16 protein-coding genes are annotated in these 15,513 nt (G+C 56.4%); 12 read left to right on the plus strand and 4 right to left on the minus strand.

The window, feature by feature from the left end; all coding sequences use genetic code 11:
* The first annotated feature begins 91 nt into the window (after positions 1-91).
* Entirely contained in the window at positions 92-793 is a 702-nt protein-coding gene (gene hda / locus AC2LB6_RS09805; protein WP_195719715.1) for a DnaA inactivator Hda, read from the plus strand.
* Here hda and arsC read toward each other — a convergent pair.
* Together arsC and bepA are read right to left on the minus strand one after the other, a co-directional pair.
* A complete protein-coding gene (arsC, locus tag AC2LB6_RS09810) occupies positions 790-1,131 on the minus strand; it encodes an arsenate reductase (glutaredoxin) (RefSeq protein ID WP_490093345.1) in 342 nt (113 codons plus the stop codon). The genes hda and arsC overlap by 4 nt on opposite strands.
* Before the next feature lie 50 nt (positions 1,132-1,181).
* Positions 1,182-2,645, minus strand: a complete 1,464-nt coding sequence (gene bepA / locus AC2LB6_RS09815; RefSeq protein ID WP_490093346.1) for a beta-barrel assembly-enhancing protease — start codon at positions 2,643-2,645, stop codon at positions 1,182-1,184.
* A gap of 755 nt (positions 2,646-3,400) precedes the next feature.
* Here bepA and AC2LB6_RS09820 point away from each other — a divergent pair.
* The 9 genes from AC2LB6_RS09820 (at position 3,401) to AC2LB6_RS09860 (ending at position 12,034) form a co-directional block, all read left to right on the plus strand.
* Positions 3,401-4,006, plus strand: coding sequence for a DsrE family protein (locus tag AC2LB6_RS09820; RefSeq protein WP_490093347.1), 606 nt, complete (start codon positions 3,401-3,403; stop codon positions 4,004-4,006).
* A gap of 31 nt (positions 4,007-4,037) precedes the next feature.
* On the plus strand, positions 4,038-4,646 hold the full coding sequence (locus AC2LB6_RS09825; protein ID WP_033733500.1) for a DsrE family protein: 609 nt from the start codon (positions 4,038-4,040) through the stop codon (positions 4,644-4,646).
* A gap of 125 nt (positions 4,647-4,771) precedes the next feature.
* A complete protein-coding gene (locus tag AC2LB6_RS09830) occupies positions 4,772-5,794 on the plus strand; it encodes a LacI family DNA-binding transcriptional regulator (RefSeq protein ID WP_490093348.1) in 1,023 nt (340 codons plus the stop codon).
* Positions 5,778-6,800, plus strand: coding sequence for an ABC transporter substrate-binding protein (locus AC2LB6_RS09835; protein WP_490093349.1), 1,023 nt, complete (start codon positions 5,778-5,780; stop codon positions 6,798-6,800). The genes AC2LB6_RS09830 and AC2LB6_RS09835 overlap by 17 nt, the downstream gene beginning before the upstream one ends.
* Positions 6,800-7,675, plus strand: coding sequence for an ABC transporter permease (locus AC2LB6_RS09840; RefSeq protein WP_490093350.1), 876 nt, complete (start codon positions 6,800-6,802; stop codon positions 7,673-7,675). Before AC2LB6_RS09835 ends, AC2LB6_RS09840 begins: the two co-directional genes overlap by 1 nt.
* Complete coding sequence (locus AC2LB6_RS09845; RefSeq protein ID WP_490093351.1) at positions 7,672-8,487, plus strand: ABC transporter permease; 816 nt, start codon at positions 7,672-7,674, stop codon at positions 8,485-8,487. The genes AC2LB6_RS09840 and AC2LB6_RS09845 overlap by 4 nt, the downstream gene beginning before the upstream one ends.
* Entirely contained in the window at positions 8,484-9,467 is a 984-nt protein-coding gene (locus AC2LB6_RS09850; RefSeq protein ID WP_490093352.1) for an ABC transporter ATP-binding protein, read from the plus strand. The genes AC2LB6_RS09845 and AC2LB6_RS09850 overlap by 4 nt, the downstream gene beginning before the upstream one ends.
* Positions 9,468-9,477: 10 nt before the next feature.
* Positions 9,478-10,308, plus strand: a complete 831-nt coding sequence (locus tag AC2LB6_RS09855) for a phosphodiesterase (RefSeq protein WP_490093353.1) — start codon at positions 9,478-9,480, stop codon at positions 10,306-10,308.
* Positions 10,309-10,468: 160 nt separating this feature from the next.
* A complete protein-coding gene (locus tag AC2LB6_RS09860) occupies positions 10,469-12,034 on the plus strand; it encodes a sensor domain-containing diguanylate cyclase (protein ID WP_490093354.1) in 1,566 nt (521 codons plus the stop codon).
* A gap of 98 nt (positions 12,035-12,132) precedes the next feature.
* Here AC2LB6_RS09860 and bcp read toward each other — a convergent pair whose 3' ends face one another.
* Positions 12,133-12,600, minus strand: coding sequence for a thioredoxin-dependent thiol peroxidase (gene bcp, locus AC2LB6_RS09865; protein WP_090958780.1), 468 nt, complete (start codon positions 12,598-12,600; stop codon positions 12,133-12,135).
* A gap of 150 nt (positions 12,601-12,750) precedes the next feature.
* The gene (locus AC2LB6_RS09870) at positions 12,751-13,332 is read right to left on the minus strand and encodes a glycine cleavage system transcriptional repressor (protein WP_490093355.1); all 582 of its coding nucleotides are present in this window, start codon (positions 13,330-13,332) and stop codon (positions 12,751-12,753) included.
* Between the two features lie 143 nt (positions 13,333-13,475).
* On the opposite strand from AC2LB6_RS09870, the gene dapA reads away from it, so the two are divergent.
* The gene (gene dapA / locus AC2LB6_RS09875) at positions 13,476-14,354 is read left to right on the plus strand and encodes a 4-hydroxy-tetrahydrodipicolinate synthase (protein ID WP_490093356.1); all 879 of its coding nucleotides are present in this window, start codon (positions 13,476-13,478) and stop codon (positions 14,352-14,354) included.
* 14 nt (positions 14,355-14,368) lie between these two features.
* Positions 14,369-15,400 (plus strand): outer membrane protein assembly factor BamC, encoded by a 1,032-nt coding sequence (gene bamC, locus AC2LB6_RS09880; protein ID WP_090958786.1) that lies wholly within the window; start codon positions 14,369-14,371, stop codon positions 15,398-15,400.
* The last annotated feature ends 113 nt before the right edge of the window (positions 15,401-15,513 follow it).

Below are 15,513 nucleotides of genomic sequence, written 5' to 3' on the forward strand. Positions count from 1 at the left end.
GGATCCGGGGCAGGGACGCCCCATTCATCTCTTTCTGAAAACTGTGTTAGACTTCCCCCGATTTTTTGCTTGTTCTCTTGCTGAGGTGCTTCTGAACACGCCGGCACAATTGTCATTGCCACTCTATTTACCCGACGATGAAACCTTCTCCAGCTTCTGGCCGGGGGAAAACCCGTCGCTGATTGCCGCACTAAAAGGCGCTCTCAATCAACAACATGGCAGCTATCTCTACTTCTGGTCACGCGAAGGCGGTGGACGGAGCCACCTGCTGCACGCCGCGTGCGCCGAAATGTCAGCGCGCAGCGAAGCAGTCGGTTACGTTCCGCTGGATAAACGCACCTGGTTTGTACCGGAAGTGCTGGAAGGGATGGAGCAGCTGTCACTGGTCTGCATCGATAACATCGAATGCATTGCAGGCGAGCCGGAATGGGAAATGGCGATTTTCGATCTCTATAACCGTATTCTGGAAACCGGCAATACGCGCCTGTTTATCACCGGCGATCGTCCGCCACGCCAGCTGAATCTTCAGCTGCCCGATCTCGCCTCGCGGCTGGACTGGGGACAGATCTATCGCCTGCAACCGCTCTCTGACGAAGACAAACTGCAGGCGCTGCAACTGCGTGCCGGATTACGCGGATTTGAGTTGCCGGAAGATGTGGGTCGCTTCCTGCTGAAGCGACTGGATCGTGAAATGCGCACGCTGTTTGATACGCTGGATCGGCTTGATCGCGCCTCGATCAGCGCCCAGCGTAAACTCACCATTCCGTTTGTTAAAGAGACGCTCGGCCTTTAAAGAATGTCGAGCACCGCTTCTGGCGGACGTCCTATCCGCGCCCTGTCGCCATTGATCACTATCGGCCTTTCAATCAGCACCGGATGTTCCACCAGCGCATCCAGCAGCGCACTTTCGCTTTTGTCGCTGAGTGCGAGTTCGATACAGATCGCCTCTTTAGTCCGCATTAACTCTCTTGCGCTCTGCATTCCCAGTTTCTGCAACAGGATTTGCAGCGTCTCGCGATCGGGCGGTATCTGCAGATAGAGCACCACTTCCGGCTCAATGCCGCGGTCGTTCAGCAGCGCCAGCGTCTCGCGGCTCTTGCTGCAGCGCGGGTTGTGATAAATCGTCACCATCTCTGACTCTCCTTTATTCTCAATTCGCGGTGTGCTGGCGGCGTGGGTGCTTAGCCTTTCTGATACTGCTTAAAGCGCTGTTGTAACTGGCGCAGCTGATCGATACGGGCATCGTAGCGCGCCTGTTTAAGGCTGCCGAGCGGTACCTGTGCGCTGGCGCTGCTCAGGGTGGTGATCGCCTGATCAAGCTGGCCATTCAGCGCCAGACTTTCTGCCCGCGCCGATAACTCTTCATCATTCAGTCCCTGTTGCGCAGAGGCCTGTGCCAGTAAATCCCAGCCGTTGGGATCGTCTTTATTATCCCAGGTATAGCGGTTCAGAATACGGCTGGCACTGGCATACTGCTTCGCTTCCACGTAGGCATTCGCCAGGTTGAGCTGCACCACCGGGCTGTTTTTGGCACCGGTTGCGGCGGTGAGCAGGGCGATGGCCTGTTGTGGCTGATTCAGGCCGATATCGATGTCCGACATGATATCCAGGAACCAGACGTTATTGGGCTGTTTCGCCAGCAGCGGCGTGACAATCCGCTTCGCATCGGCATAACTCTTCGCCTGCAAAAACTGTATGGCTTTGCCATATTGTGACGCCAGCTGCTCACGGGAATTGCCGCTGGCATACTGACTCAGCAGTTCGTCGGTGAGCTGATTACGCCCGGTGGAGTACATGCCCAGCGACCGTACTTTTGCGAAATAGAAATCCTGAGTCGATTGCACCACCACCGGTCGCATCTGATTGGCGCGGTTACGGGCATCCGCCAGACGGCTGTCGGGCAGGGGATGCGTCAGCAGAATTTCAGGGGGCTTTGAGGAGAAGCGGCTCTGATCGGCCAGCTTCTGCAGAAAGTTCGGCATCGCCTGTGGGTCGAACCCTGAGCGTTGCAGCACCTGAATACCGATGCGGTCCGCTTCCTGCTCATTGCCCTGGGTAAAGCTGATAATCCCCTGCTGCGTTCCCGCCAGAGTGCCGGTCAGTGCGGCCATGCCGGCCTGCGGACTCGCCATCGCCAGCAGAATAGAGCCCAGCGCGCCGACCCAGGTCAGCGGCGCATTGCGCTTCTGATCTTCCATGGCGCGCGCCAGATGGCGCTGGGTGACGTGCGAGATTTCATGTGCCATAACGGATGCCAGCTGGCTTTCATTATCGGTAAAGCGGAACAGCGCCGAGTGCAGCACCACGTTGCCACCGAAAAAGGCAAAGGCGTTGAGTTCATCGTTCTGGATCAGAAAGAAGTGGAACGGGGTTTTTACTGAGTCAGCGTGCGACACCAGCCGCTGCCCCAGCTGATTAATATACTGATTGAGCAGCGGATCGTTGATCAGCGGCGCACTGGCGCGCAGCTGGCGCACATAGAAGTCGCCCATCTGCAGTTCCTGATTAATCGACAGCGTCGAACCGGCCGTGGTGCCAATATCGGGAAGTGAATCACTGACATCGGCCCTGGCAGGTGTCGATGTAGTGACAATGAGCGTCGGAAGGAGCGCGGCGATCAACGTTTTCTTTAACCGGTTCAACATGCCTTAATCCTGTAGAGAGGCCCTGAAAATGGACAGGTGCGCAGCGGGAATGTTCCATTTTTCGCAGATAACGACGGTTCGTGACTATCTTAACCAGAGCACCAAAAGAAAGAAATGTCGTTTTCTGGCAGATGCCCGGCGCGATTTGTGCAAGATTGCCGATTATGAAGAAAAAAATTGAACATTCTGCCAATCTAAACGGCAGTTAAACGAATAAAAGCGCACGCGGTATGGCCGGGGTCGCAGGCAGTTTATTTGCCGCTTAGCTCTCTTTTCACGTTGCGCTCTGGCGGAGTAAAGCAGAATATTTTGCCAGACACCTGAAGCAGTTCACGTTATTTATATAAAGTTATGTAAATTCACTCAAAAAAACTGAACATGGCACGAGTTTTTCCAGGTCTACTCTGAAAAAAAACCACATGCTAAGCTGCTAAACATCTCTCCGTCATCGATAATATAAATCGTCTCTCCCGCTTTTATCTTCCTGATTCCAGATTAGCCTGGCTGTTATTTTTTTTCGGCTATGTTGATATTCAAAGACAACAACCGAAATAGCCAGGTCCATTCCCGGTAAGACTTTTTCTCGCGCATGATGAAAATTTTCGATTAATTCCCGTCATGGATAATTTCAGCGGTTATCAGCCGCGCGTTGACCAGAATTTACAGAAGCGAGAATTACACCGGCGCTGTGGTATAGATAGCCGACCTGATTCAGTCCTGAATCTGCCAGACATTATTTGCCGGAGAGAAGTGTTATGCGTTCAGTTGTTTCATACGCGTTAATCGCCATTATTGGCGGAGTCGTTGGCGCGGCTGTCACACAGAGTGGCGATATTTACGACAAAGTGACACGCCATTTTGCAACCGAGCCTCAGGAAGCCCCTGGATTCTGGAGCACTCCGGCGATTGAAGGTTACGGAAAAATTCATTACGAGCCTGATGCCGCGTTTAAACCGGTTGCGGGTCTGAGCAACAAAATTGTTTTTCAGATCACCCGAAGTGACGGCGCGATGACCGCACCGAATCTGGGACTGGAGCGTGTGGCGCGCGTAGTGAATTTATATATCGCCGCTGGCGTGCCGGCCGACCAGTTGAAGTTCGTGGTTTCGGTCACCGGTGACGCGACGCCAGCCATGCTGGATAACGCCCATTTCAAAAAGTTTTATGGCATCGAAAATCCAAACCTGAAGCTGATTAATGAGCTCAATCAGGCGGGAGTGAAAGTCTCGGTCTGCGATCAGTCCGTGGCATTCCATCACTATCCGAATAACTGGATTGATAAATCAGTCATCCATGCGCTTTCCAGTCCGACCACCGTATCAACCCTGCAAAATCAGGGATACGCGTGGCTGGCAATGTAATTAATGTTTTAAACGACCGGGAGAAAAATTAATGCGTCCAGCAGCTTTAGTGGTGATGGCAGCCGTAGCAGGATTTATCGGGGGCAATGTTTTACAGTTGCCTGAATTATTCGATAAGGTCAGCGGAAAAATGGCGGATAATAAATCCGAGCCTGCTGATTTCTGGAGTACGCCAGCGATCGAAGGCTACGGCAAAATACATTATGTCGATACGCCTGCATTTAAACCCGGTACGACAGCGGGTCTGAGTAATAAAATTGTTTTCCAGATTAACCACAATGACGGCGATATTCGTAAGCCGAATCTGGGTCTGGAGCGCGTAGCGCGTGTCACCAACCTCTATTATGCGGCGGGTGTGCCTCTCGACCAGCTGAAATTTGTGGTATCGATTAACGGCGACGCCGTTTCATCAGCCCTGAATAATGACCAATTCAGCAAAGCCTATGGCGTCGATAACCCGAACCTGAAGCTGATCAGTGAGCTGAAAAAAGCGGGCGTTCAGGTCACGATCTGCGATCAGTCTGTCGCGTTTCATCAGCTTGATCGCAACTGGATCGACCCAATGGTCACCCACACCATCTCCAGCGGCACCACCGTTGCCACCCTGGAAAACAGCGGTTACGCCTTCCTGATGCTTTAATTCCCCCACAGCGGCGTCACTGCCGCTGTCACCTGCCAGTCATTTTCCCGTGATGCCCCTGTCATATAACGCCGCTAGTTTACGTCGCAATGAGATCGATCTCATTCACGATAAACGAGGCAGTCATGACCGATTTAATCAGCGTAGCCAGACTGGCAGGGGTCTCCCGCGCAACCGCTGCGCGCGCCTTTTCTGATCCTCACCTGCTAAAACCAGGCACGCTGCGGAAGGTGCTTGCCGCCTCCGAACAGATGGGCTTTCGCCCGAATCATATTGCCCGTCAACTCCGTACCCGGCACTCCACCACGCTTGGCGTTCTGCTGCCTTCACTGCTCAATCCGGTTTTTGCCATGCAACTGCAGGCGATGGAGCAGCAGGCCCGGCAGGCCGGCTATGCGCTGCTGGTGGCGACCAGTGATTATCAGGCCGAGCGGGAAGCGGCTATTGTCGAACATATGCTGCATCAGCGTGTCGCCGGTCTGGTTCTGACGGTAGCGGACGCGGACAGCAGTGCGCTACTGCCGACGCTGGCGGCGGCGAAGATGCCCTTTGTGCTGACTCACAACGTCCCGCAACAGCACGAATGGCCCGCGCTGTGCGTCGACAACCGCAAAGCGATGGCTGAAGCGACCGCTCATCTCATCTCGCTCGGCCACCGCCACATTGTGATGGCCGCTGGCCCGATGCAGCAATCTGACCGCGCCCGTCTGCGCTATCTCGGCTATTGCCAGGCCATGCAGCAGGCGGGTCTGACGCCACAGGCGATGATTGAGATGCCCAGCCATATCCACTCCGATTTTAAACCGCTGCTGCCGCTGATGAATGCGCCTTCGCCTCTGACGGCGGTGATTTGCAGTAACGATCTGCTGGCTATTAGCCTGCTGGGCGCCGCTGCGCGCGCTGGCGTCAGCGTACCCCATCAGCTCTCCGTCATCGGCTTCGACGGGATCGAGCTGGGCGAACAGCTTTCACCGTCACTGGCCAGCGTGGTACAGCCGATTGCACTGATGGGTACGCGCGCTATCGATCTGCTTCTGAATCCGGGCGGCAAAACCCACGTGCTGGCCCATCACTTACGGCCTGGGGAGAGTATCGCCCCGGCATTTCATAGTTCTATTTCAGGGAAACATCATGTCACTCACCGTTAATATCAAACAGATCGCCAGCGCTGCACTGCTGGCCGGATGCACGCTCACCAGTTCGTGGGCGCAGGCGGCGGAAAATGCTATCTGCTACAACTGTCCGCCAGAGTGGGCCGACTGGGCCACGCAGCTCCAGGCGATCGAAAAAGCGACCGGCATTCATGTGCCGCAGGACAATAAAAATTCGGGTCAGGCGCTGGCGCAACTGGTCGCTGAGAAAAACAATCCGGTCGCCGACGTGGTCTATTACGGCGTCAGCTTCGGCATTCAGGCCGTCAGCGCCGACGTGGTCAGCGCTTACAAACCGGCTAACTGGGATCAGATCCCGGCAGGCATGAAGGATCCGGCGGGCAAATGGGTGGCGCTGCACTCTGGCACCATGGGCTTTATGGTCAATGTTGATGCGCTGGGTGGCGCGCCGGTTCCGCGCTCCTGGGATGATCTGCTGAAGCCGGAATATAAAGGCATGGTGGGCTATCTCGATCCGGCCAGCGCTTTTGTGGGCTATGTCGCGGCGGTGGCGGTGAATCAGGCCAAAGGCGGCAGCCTGCATGACTTCACCCCAGCGATTAACTGGTTCAAGGCGCTGCAACGCAACCAGCCGATTGTGCCTAAGCAGACCGCCTATGCGAGGCTGATTTCGGGCGAAATCCCGATTCTGATCGACTATGACTTCAACGCCTATCGCGCCCGCTACAAAGATCACGCCAATGTCGAATTTGTGATCCCCAGCGAGGGAACGGTCACGGTGCCTTACGTCATCAGCCTGGTAAAGAACGCGCCGCATCCGGCCAGTGGTAAGAAAGTCATTGATTTCGTACTGTCAGATGCCGGTCAGGCGATCTGGGCCAATGCCTGGCTGCGTCCGGTCCGGGCGGGGGCGATGTCACCCGAAGCGAAGAAATATTTCCTGCCTGACAGTGATTATGCGCGCGCCCATACGGTCGATTATCAGCAGATGGCCGATGCACAGAAGGGCTTCTCGGCGCGCTATCTGAGTGAGATTCGCTGATGACACGCTCAGCAATCAATCCGTTTGCCGCTGGCGGTTCGGCTCGTCACCGGCTCCGCCCGCTGGGGGCAAACTGGCCGTGGATGCTGCTGCCTGCGCTGCTCTTCTTTGCGGCCTTCTGGCTGCTGCCGTTTGCCCGCCTGTTGCAGATGGGTATGACGGAGGATCGCACCACGCACCACAGCGGCTACTGGACGGTGATCAGCCAGCCGCAGTATCTGCAAAGCCTGCTGAATACGGTGCTGCTCTCGGCGGCGGTGACGCTGGTGACGCTGCTGATTGCTGCGGTAGTGGGCTGCTTTCTGGCGCGGCAGCGCTTTCCCGGGCGAGGCACGTTGCTGGCGCTGCTGACCTTTCCGCTGGCCTTTCCGGGGGTGGTAGTGGGATTTCTGATGGTGATGCTGGCGGGGCGTCAGGGTGTGCTGGCGCAACTCAGCCTCAGCCTGTTTCATGAACGCTGGGTCTTCGCCTATTCACTCAGCGGCTTATTTATTGGCTATCTCTACTTTTCGCTGCCGCGCGCCATCGTGACGCTGGTGGCGGCGAGTGAGAAGCTGGATCGATCGCTGGAAGAAGCGGCTCGTTCGCTGGGTGCCAGCCAATGGCGGATCATCATTGACGTCATCATACCGGGGCTAAAACCGGCGCTGTTCTCCTGCGGCGCGCTTTGTTTCGCCACCAGCATGGGCGCGTTTGGCACCGCTTTTACGCTTGGCACTGAGCTCGCTGTGCTGCCGCTGACCATTTATGGGGAGTTCACCAATTACGCTAACTTTGCCACCGCGGCGGCACTCTCTGTGGTGATGGGCGGGGTGGCCTGGCTGGCGCTGATGCTGGCTAATCGGCTTGCGCGCCGTAAAGAGCATGTATCATGAAGCGCCGGGGTCTGTTCTGGCTTCAGGTGGCGATCACCAGTCTCACCGCACTGTTTATGATCGTGCCGGTCGTGCTCTCGATGATGGCGGGCGTTACGCAGAACTACTTCGCTGGTCTGCGCAGCGGCCTGACGCTGAAGTGGGTGGAGCAGGTGTGGCAGATGTATGCCGACACCTTCTGGCTGTCGCTGTTGATTGCCCTGAGTTGTCTGGCGGTAACGGTTATTGCTGGCGTGCCAGCAGCCTGGGGCTTACTGAAGTCACCGTCACGCTGGGCCTCACGCATTGAGGAGTGTCTGATGCTGCCGGTGGCGTTACCTGGCCTCGCTACCGCGCTGGGCATCATTCTGCTTTATGGTCAGTTCAGCGCGTTGCGCGACAGCTGGCTCTTCATCCTGATCGGCCATGTGCTCTTTACGCTGCCGTTTATGATCCGACCGGTGCTGTCGGTGATGCAGGCAATTGATCTGCCGCGCCTTGAAGAGGCCGCTGCCAGCCTGGGAGCGGGCTTCTGGCATCGCTTCTTTACTGTGGTCGTCCCCAACTGCCGCAATGGCATTCTGGCGGGCGCGTTTATGGTGATCACCCTGTCGGTGGGGGAGTTCAACATCACCTGGATGTTGCATACGCCACTGACCAAAACCCTGCCGGTCGGGCTGGCCGACAGCTACACCTCGATGCGGCTGGAAGTCGGATCCGCCTACACCCTGATCTTCATTATGATGATTTTACCGCTGCTGCTGTTGCTCAACGCCTGTAATCACTGGCTGGAACGGCAAACTTTGCGCCAGCAGAGAGAGGAAACCGTATGAAAGAGGCCGTCAATGTGACGCTGCGCCAATGCTCGCGTCGCTTCAATCAGCAGATCGCGCTGCATCCCCTCGATCTGCGGGTCCACGCCGGAGAAACGCTGGTTCTGCTGGGGCCATCGGGCTGCGGCAAAACCACGCTGCTGCGTATCATCAGCGGCCTGGAAAGCAGCGATCCGCCGGGCGAGATCTGGTTTGATCAGCGTAACGTTACCGCGCTGCCGATTGAGAAACGCAATGTCGGCATGGTGTTCCAGAACTACGCCCTGTTCCCGACGCTCAATGTGGCGCAGAACGTCGCCTATGGCCTGAAGGTGCAGGGCGTGCCGCGTGCCGAGCGTGAGGCGCGGGTCGCAGAGATGCTGGCGCTGGTTGATCTGACGCATCTGGCACATCGCGCGATTGATAAGTTGTCCGGCGGGCAGAAGCAGCGTGTGGCGCTGGCACGTGCGCTGGCCGCCCGGCCTAAAGTCCTGCTGTTTGATGAGCCGCTGGCGGCGCTCGATGCCAGGCTGCGCGATCGTCTGCGGCTGGAGATCGGCGCGCTGCTCAAGCGGCTCGCGATCACCGCCGTTTACGTCACTCACGATCAGCAGGAGGCGATGGCGCTGGGCGATCGCATCGCGGTGATGGAGCAGGGCCGTCTGGTTCAGCTCGATACGCCGCAGGGCATCTATCAACGCCCGGCTTCACGTTTTGTGGCTGATTTTGTGGGGGCTATTAACTGCATTGCGCACGATCCCGACGGTCAGCCGCTGCGTTTTTGCCGCCCGGAAGATGTGCTGCTGGCCGACGACACCCGTTATCCCCAGTGCGGCGTGGTGGTGGGCAGCACGTTTCTCGGTGCCTCGCAGCGCTTATTGATCGATATCGGGCTGGATAGTCCCATTCAGGTAGAACGTCATGCCCGCGAAATCTGGCAGGCGGGGCAGCGCATCAGCTGGTCGCTGACAAGCCACGCTGCGCTGGAATTCAGTTGCTAAGGAGTCTGTAGTGTCTGTTCAATCCACAGTGATCGCACAAATCAGCGATCTGCATATCAAGGCCAATGGCCGCCTCTCGTACAAACAGGTCGATACTCATGCGGCGTTACTGCAGGTTATCGACACCCTTAACGCGCTGCAGCCGCGACCCGATGTGGTGGTGATTACTGGCGACCTGGTCGATTTTGGCAGGCCGGAAGAGTATCAGACGCTGCGTGAAACCCTGCAGCGCCTGCAGCTGCCGTTTTATCTGATGGCGGGCAATCACGACGACCGCGAGGCGCTGCGAGCTGCCTTCCCGGATCATGCCTATCTGCAGACAGGGCCGACACTGAACTGGCAGCTCAGCGTGGGAGGCGTCAGGCTGCTGGCGCTGGACTCCAGCGTGCCGCAACAGCCGTGGGGGGAGCTGGACGATCAACAGCTGCAATGGCTGGATAAGGCACTGAGCGCGGCCGCCGATCAGCCCACGCTGGTCATGCTGCATCATCCTCCTTTTGCCTGTGGCATTGCGCATATGGATCGGCAACGGCTACGTCATCCGGAGTCCCTGGAGGCGATTATCGCCCGTCATCCGCAGGTTGAGCGGGTGCTGTGTGGTCATCTGCATCGCAGCCTGCAGACCCGCTTTGCGGGCACCCTGGCCTGCGTCGCGCCGGGGGTGTCGCATCAGGTGGCGCTGGATCTGCATCCCGAGGGACCCGCTCACTTTATTCTGGAGCCGCCCGGCTTTTTGCTGCACTGCTGGCAACCCGGGCAGGGAATGGTCACGCATCAGTGTGCGATTGGTCACTTTTCTGGCCCCTGGCCCTTTTACGACAGCCAGGGATTAATCGATTAGTGCCAGCCTAATCTGTATTAGGCTGGGTGAAATTTGTCTTAGTGCTGCTCAAAAATGCTGACACAGTGTAGACTTAAGCCCGGATATCAGGGCCTCTGGCACACATAAAAATATAATCAGGCATTTACGACATGACATTCATCTCCGGGGCGGCGACGCCATGCTAAAGCTCTTTCGGCCCAAGGCCGATTTGCGTAATCTGATCGCCCTGCTGGTGATTGTCAGCATTGTTATCACGCTCGCGAATACGCTCTACGCCACCTGGCGGGTTCAGCGCCAGGTGCTGATCGATTCCACACTGGAGGCGAACCGGGCCTATGCCGCCAAGCTCGCTTCAACCAGTGAAATTTTCTTCCAGCTGGCGCAGTCGCAACTGCACTACAGCGCCAATCAGCTCAGCCGTGACTTTGGTAATGAGGGACTGCTGGAAAGTGAAGTTAACCGCCTGCGTGAGCAGACCACCAGTTTCAACTCAGTCGCGATAGTGGATGCGCAGGGCGTGATCAAAGCGATCTCGCCCGAGTCACTGACGCTGAAAGGGATGCACCTGACCAGCGACGCCTCGCGGGAGGCGCTGACCCTGCGACAGCCGAGCATCAGTAAGCCCACGCTTTCTGCCGCCAATAATCTGCTGGTGTTTGTCTCCTGGCCAGTCTGGAGCCCCGAGGGTGACTATCTGGGCTACATCGGCGGCACCATCTATCTGAAGAAAAAAAGCATTCTGAATGCGCTGCTGGGTGAGCAGTTCTACCGGGATGGCACCACGGTCTACGTGCTCGACAGTAATAATGAGGTGCTGTATCACCAGAATCGTCAGCTGATTGGCAAAACGCTGCCCGCCATCGTCAGTCCGCGTGATGACCAGACTAATGGCTCGCTGATGATGGCCGGTCCGGGCAATACGGCTCAGCTGGCAGGCTTTGCGGTAGTGCCGACCACCGGCTGGACGGTGGTGGCGCTTAAGCCGATTAACGTCACGCTGGATCCGCTGTCGGGTCTGTTAATGAAAGTCCTGAAAAACTCGGTGCCGTTTGCGCTGCTGACTTTGCTGGTGGCTGTGGTACTGGCGCGGCTGATTGCCCGGCCACTTTTCCAGCTGGCCCGCAAAGCCAGCCGGATGGATGCGCTGGGCGTCTCAAAAGAGATTGGCGGCATCACCGCCTGGTATTTTGAGGCGGCACAGGTTAAGCGTGCGCTACTCACCGGGATTGGTCTGGTGCAGGACAAAATCGGTCGGCTTAACTCGGAAGCGCAGACCGATCCGCTGACCCAGTTGCTGAACCGCCGCGGTCTTAATGCCGTGCTGGAGTATTACCGCACGCTGCGCCAGCCTTTCTCGGTGCTGGCGCTGGATATCGATCACTTCAAAAACGTCAACGACAGCTGGGGCCACGACGTGGGCGACCGGGTGATTCAGCAGGTGGCGAGTACGCTGCGTGCCAGTGCCCGTCAGTCTGATGTAGTCTGTCGCAACGGCGGAGAGGAGTTTCTGATGCTGTTGCCGGGAACGGCACTGGATGAGGCGCAGGTCATCGCGGAGCGCGTGCGGCTGGGCATTGCCGAAGCCTGGCTCACCGACGTGGGGCGAATTACCCTCTCTATCGGCGTGGCGGCCTGGAACGGGTCGCAGGATGCCGGACTGGAAAGCAGCTTAAAACAGGCCGATGCGGCACTCTATGAGGCGAAAAATGCCGGGCGTAACTGCGTTATTGTTGCTGCATCTTAATCGCGTGGAATCTGGGTGTTTCGCAACTGCAGGGTAAAGATGTGCGGGGAAGGGAAGTTAAGCAGGGCGCGGCGATCAGGCTACCGCGCCCCTCAACATCAGGCTGACTTAATGTAATCCAGCACCATGTCGTGGTGATTCGAGGTCTTAAAGTTATCAAACACTTTTTCGATTTTGCCCTCAGCATCTACCAGGAAGCTGATGCGATGAATGCCGTCATAGGTTTTCCCCATAAACGTTTTTTCACCCCAGACGCCAAACGCCTGGCAGACTTCATGATTTTCATCTGACAGCAGCGTAAAGTTCAGCAGCTCTTTTTCGACAAACTTTGACAGCTTTTCTGGTTTGTCGGTGCTGATACCCAGCACTTCCACACCCGCTTTCTTCAACTCATCCATGTTGTCACGCAGACCGCACGCCTGCACGGTGCAGCCTGGTGTCATCGCCTTCGGGTAGAAGTACACCAGAACGCGCTGTCCCTGGAAGTCGGTCAGATTCACGTGTTCGCCGTCCTGGTCAGGCAGGCTAAATGCGGGTGCAGTATCTCCGGCTTTCAGTGGATTCATCACATCTCTCCATTTTCTTATTCAGGCTGTGGGTAATACACCATTCGGCCAGAAACGACCAGAGGCAAGATTACCATCAGGGGTATTTCACCACATAGCCGCGTACGCGTCAGTTATGTGGAGAAATAACTCCGGTTTATCGACCAAAGCTTAGCGTACTGCGCTCACAGATTCGCTACTGTCAGCGTCTGACACACTATAGAGACGCAGCGTCCCCTGCGCATTCAGCTCCTGACACAGCGTATTAAACGCCTGTTCAAACGTCGTACCACTGGTTCGAGTCGGACTGTGTGCGGTCATTTGAATATAGAGCGTTGGCGGCAAATTGTGTTGCGCAGGTGTAATGCGCGATACCAGTTCGGCCACATTCATCTGATGCTTATCGATGAGATCGGTGAAGCGTTCAATAATATGCGGTGAATCGGCGACTTCAACCTGAATAAACGCGGTGTCCGGCATCGGCGGACGGAGCCGTGCGTTGGTGCGCTTCATGACGATCAGCAGTTCCAGCTCTGCCCCTTTCATTGGCAGGGTCGATTCAATCAGTGTAATTGCGTTCCAGCTGCCCGACAGCAGCATAATAAAGGTGAACTCATCCCCGAGCATGGCAAGACGGCTATCTTCAATATTGCAACCGCAACTGCTGACGTGTCGGGTAATGGTGTTGACGATACCCGGACGGTCAACACCGAGCGCGGTGATCACCAGATGATGGGGCTGAGATTGCGGCAAAATGGCTTTTCCTCTGCTCTCGCTAATAACCATAAGGTAAACATAAAAAAAACTGCTGACAAGCGCGGGAATGGCGTGGCTTGCTTGCTTTTCCCTAAGTGTAAAACGTACCATGAAGCACTTGTTTGTCGAGGGGATCGCCAATGTTTACGGGAAGTATTGTTGCACTCGTTACGCCAATGGATGACAACGGTAATGTCTGCCGGTCGAGTCTGAAAAAACTGATTGATTATCACGTCGCCAGCGGCACCGCGGCGATCGTTTCCGTCGGCACCACAGGCGAATCTGCAACCCTGAGCCATGAAGAACATGGTGATGTGGTGATGCTGACACTGGAACTGGCCGATGGCCGAATTCCGGTGATTGCCGGAACCGGTGCAAACGCCACCGCTGAAGGCATCTCTCTGACGAAGCGTTTTGAAAATTCCGGCGTGGTGGGTTGCCTGACCGTGACGCCTTATTACAATCGTCCGACGCAGGAAGGACTGTTCCAGCACTTTAAAGCGATTGCGAATAGCACCAGCCTGCCACAGATGCTGTATAACGTTCCCTCGCGTACCGGTTGTGACATGCTGCCGGAAACCGTTGCCCGCCTGGCCGAAATCAAAAATATTATCGGAATCAAAGAGGCAACCGGGAACTTATCGCGGGTTAGTCAGATCCAAGAGCTGGTTAATGAAGATTTCATTCTGGTGAGTGGCGATGACGCGACTGCACTGGACTTTATGCAACTGGGCGGTAAAGGCGTCATTTCGGTGACCGCAAACGTCGCTGCGCGCGAAATGGTCGAACTGTGTCAACTTGCACAGCAGGGCAATTTCGTCGAGGCACGCCGCCTGAATCAGCGTCTGATGCACCTGCACCAGACGCTTTTCTGTGAACCCAATCCTATCCCGGTGAAATGGGCTGCGAAACAGCTAGGATTAATCGCTAACGACACGCTGCGTCTGCCAATGACGCCACTGACTGCAGCCGGCCAGCCGAAAGTGGAGCAGGCGCTGGTGAAAGCGGGTTTGCGATAATTTAGGGAGTTTGAATGAATTACTCAGTAAAGCGGTCAACAGTAGCCACAGTGGTGGGGCTTTCTACCCTGATGCTGTTGTCGGCCTGTTCAAGCGATCAGCGTTATAAGCGCCAGGTCAGCGGTGACGAATCTTATCTTGAAGCCAGTCAGTTAAGTGAACTGAAAGCGCCTGCCGGAATGATCCTGCCGGTTCAGCGTGGTGATTATGACGTGCCGCGTATCACCAGCCAGGCACCGACCGGCAAGCAGCTCGACATCCGTCCGCCAGCCCAGCCGCTGGCGCTGATGAACGGCACCCGCGCGCAGTTCAGTAACAATACTGGCGCACTGATGATTGATAGCAACCGCGGTTCAGTCTGGCCACGCGTGGTCAACGTCGTGCAGTCCAACAAATTCCCGATTGCTTCACGTAATGACGCCGGCCAGCAGCTGACAACCGACTGGGTGCAGTGGAACCGCGCTGATGAAGATCAGCAGTACCGTGGCCGCTACCAGATCAGCGTGCAGTCGCAGAGCTATCAGCAGCAGCTTACCGTGCGTCTGCTGGAGCTGCAGCAGGATGGTAAAACCATTACTTCCCCTGTGCAGATCCAGCGTTATACCGCGCAGATGCTGAATGAACTCAGCACCGGTCTGGACAAGATTGATACCGCCAGTGAAAACGCGGCGGCGGGTCGGGTGAGTGGTGCCATTGATGTGCAGAGCGGTGCAGATGATACCGGCCTGCCAATGCTGATCCTGCGTACGCCATACAACGTGGCATGGCAGCGTCTGCCAGATGCGATGAAACGCGTCGGGATGGAAGTGACCGATACCACCCGCTCCACCGGCAGCATGAAGGTGACCTACAAGGCACTGAGCAGCAGCGACTGGGATTCAGTTGGTGCGAAAGATCCGGAATTAGAAAACGGTGATTACAAAGTGCAGGTCGGCGATCTCGACAACCGCACCAGTCTGCAATTCATCGACCCGAAAGGGCATGTGCTGACCCAGTCGCAGAATGATGCGCTGGTGGCCGTGTTCCAGGCGGCACTGAACAAATAAAGTTGCCTCAGGCCGGAGATTCTCCGGCCTTTTTATTTTGTTTTTGGCATAATAGCGCGCGGCGAAGTAAACGATTGCGTCAAGGCAATCGCCGCAGCGGCACTGGCCGCTGA

This window comes from Pantoea sp. RCC30.1 (assembly GCF_058148845.1).

What these genes read in the sequence shown, in the direction of transcription:
- arsC (WP_490093345.1), bottom strand. Translation starts at nt 1,131, where the DNA reads ATGGTGACGATTTATCACAACCCGCGCTGCAGCAAGAGCCGCGAGACG.
- bepA (WP_490093346.1), bottom strand. Translation starts at nt 2,645, where the DNA reads ATGTTGAACCGGTTAAAGAAAACGTTGATCGCCGCGCTCCTTCCGACG.
- AC2LB6_RS09820 (WP_490093347.1), top strand. Translation starts at nt 3,401, where the DNA reads ATGCGTTCAGTTGTTTCATACGCGTTAATCGCCATTATTGGCGGAGTC.
- AC2LB6_RS09825 (WP_033733500.1), top strand. Translation starts at nt 4,038, where the DNA reads ATGCGTCCAGCAGCTTTAGTGGTGATGGCAGCCGTAGCAGGATTTATC.
- AC2LB6_RS09830 (WP_490093348.1), top strand. Translation starts at nt 4,772, where the DNA reads ATGACCGATTTAATCAGCGTAGCCAGACTGGCAGGGGTCTCCCGCGCA.
- AC2LB6_RS09835 (WP_490093349.1), top strand. Translation starts at nt 5,778, where the DNA reads ATGTCACTCACCGTTAATATCAAACAGATCGCCAGCGCTGCACTGCTG.
- AC2LB6_RS09840 (WP_490093350.1), top strand. Translation starts at nt 6,800, where the DNA reads ATGACACGCTCAGCAATCAATCCGTTTGCCGCTGGCGGTTCGGCTCGT.
- AC2LB6_RS09845 (WP_490093351.1), top strand. Translation starts at nt 7,672, where the DNA reads ATGAAGCGCCGGGGTCTGTTCTGGCTTCAGGTGGCGATCACCAGTCTC.
- AC2LB6_RS09850 (WP_490093352.1), top strand. Translation starts at nt 8,484, where the DNA reads ATGAAAGAGGCCGTCAATGTGACGCTGCGCCAATGCTCGCGTCGCTTC.
- AC2LB6_RS09860 (WP_490093354.1), top strand. Translation starts at nt 10,469, where the DNA reads ATGCTAAAGCTCTTTCGGCCCAAGGCCGATTTGCGTAATCTGATCGCC.
- bcp (WP_090958780.1), bottom strand. Translation starts at nt 12,600, where the DNA reads ATGAATCCACTGAAAGCCGGAGATACTGCACCCGCATTTAGCCTGCCT.
- dapA (WP_490093356.1), top strand. Translation starts at nt 13,476, where the DNA reads ATGTTTACGGGAAGTATTGTTGCACTCGTTACGCCAATGGATGACAAC.
- bamC (WP_090958786.1), top strand. Translation starts at nt 14,369, where the DNA reads ATGAATTACTCAGTAAAGCGGTCAACAGTAGCCACAGTGGTGGGGCTT.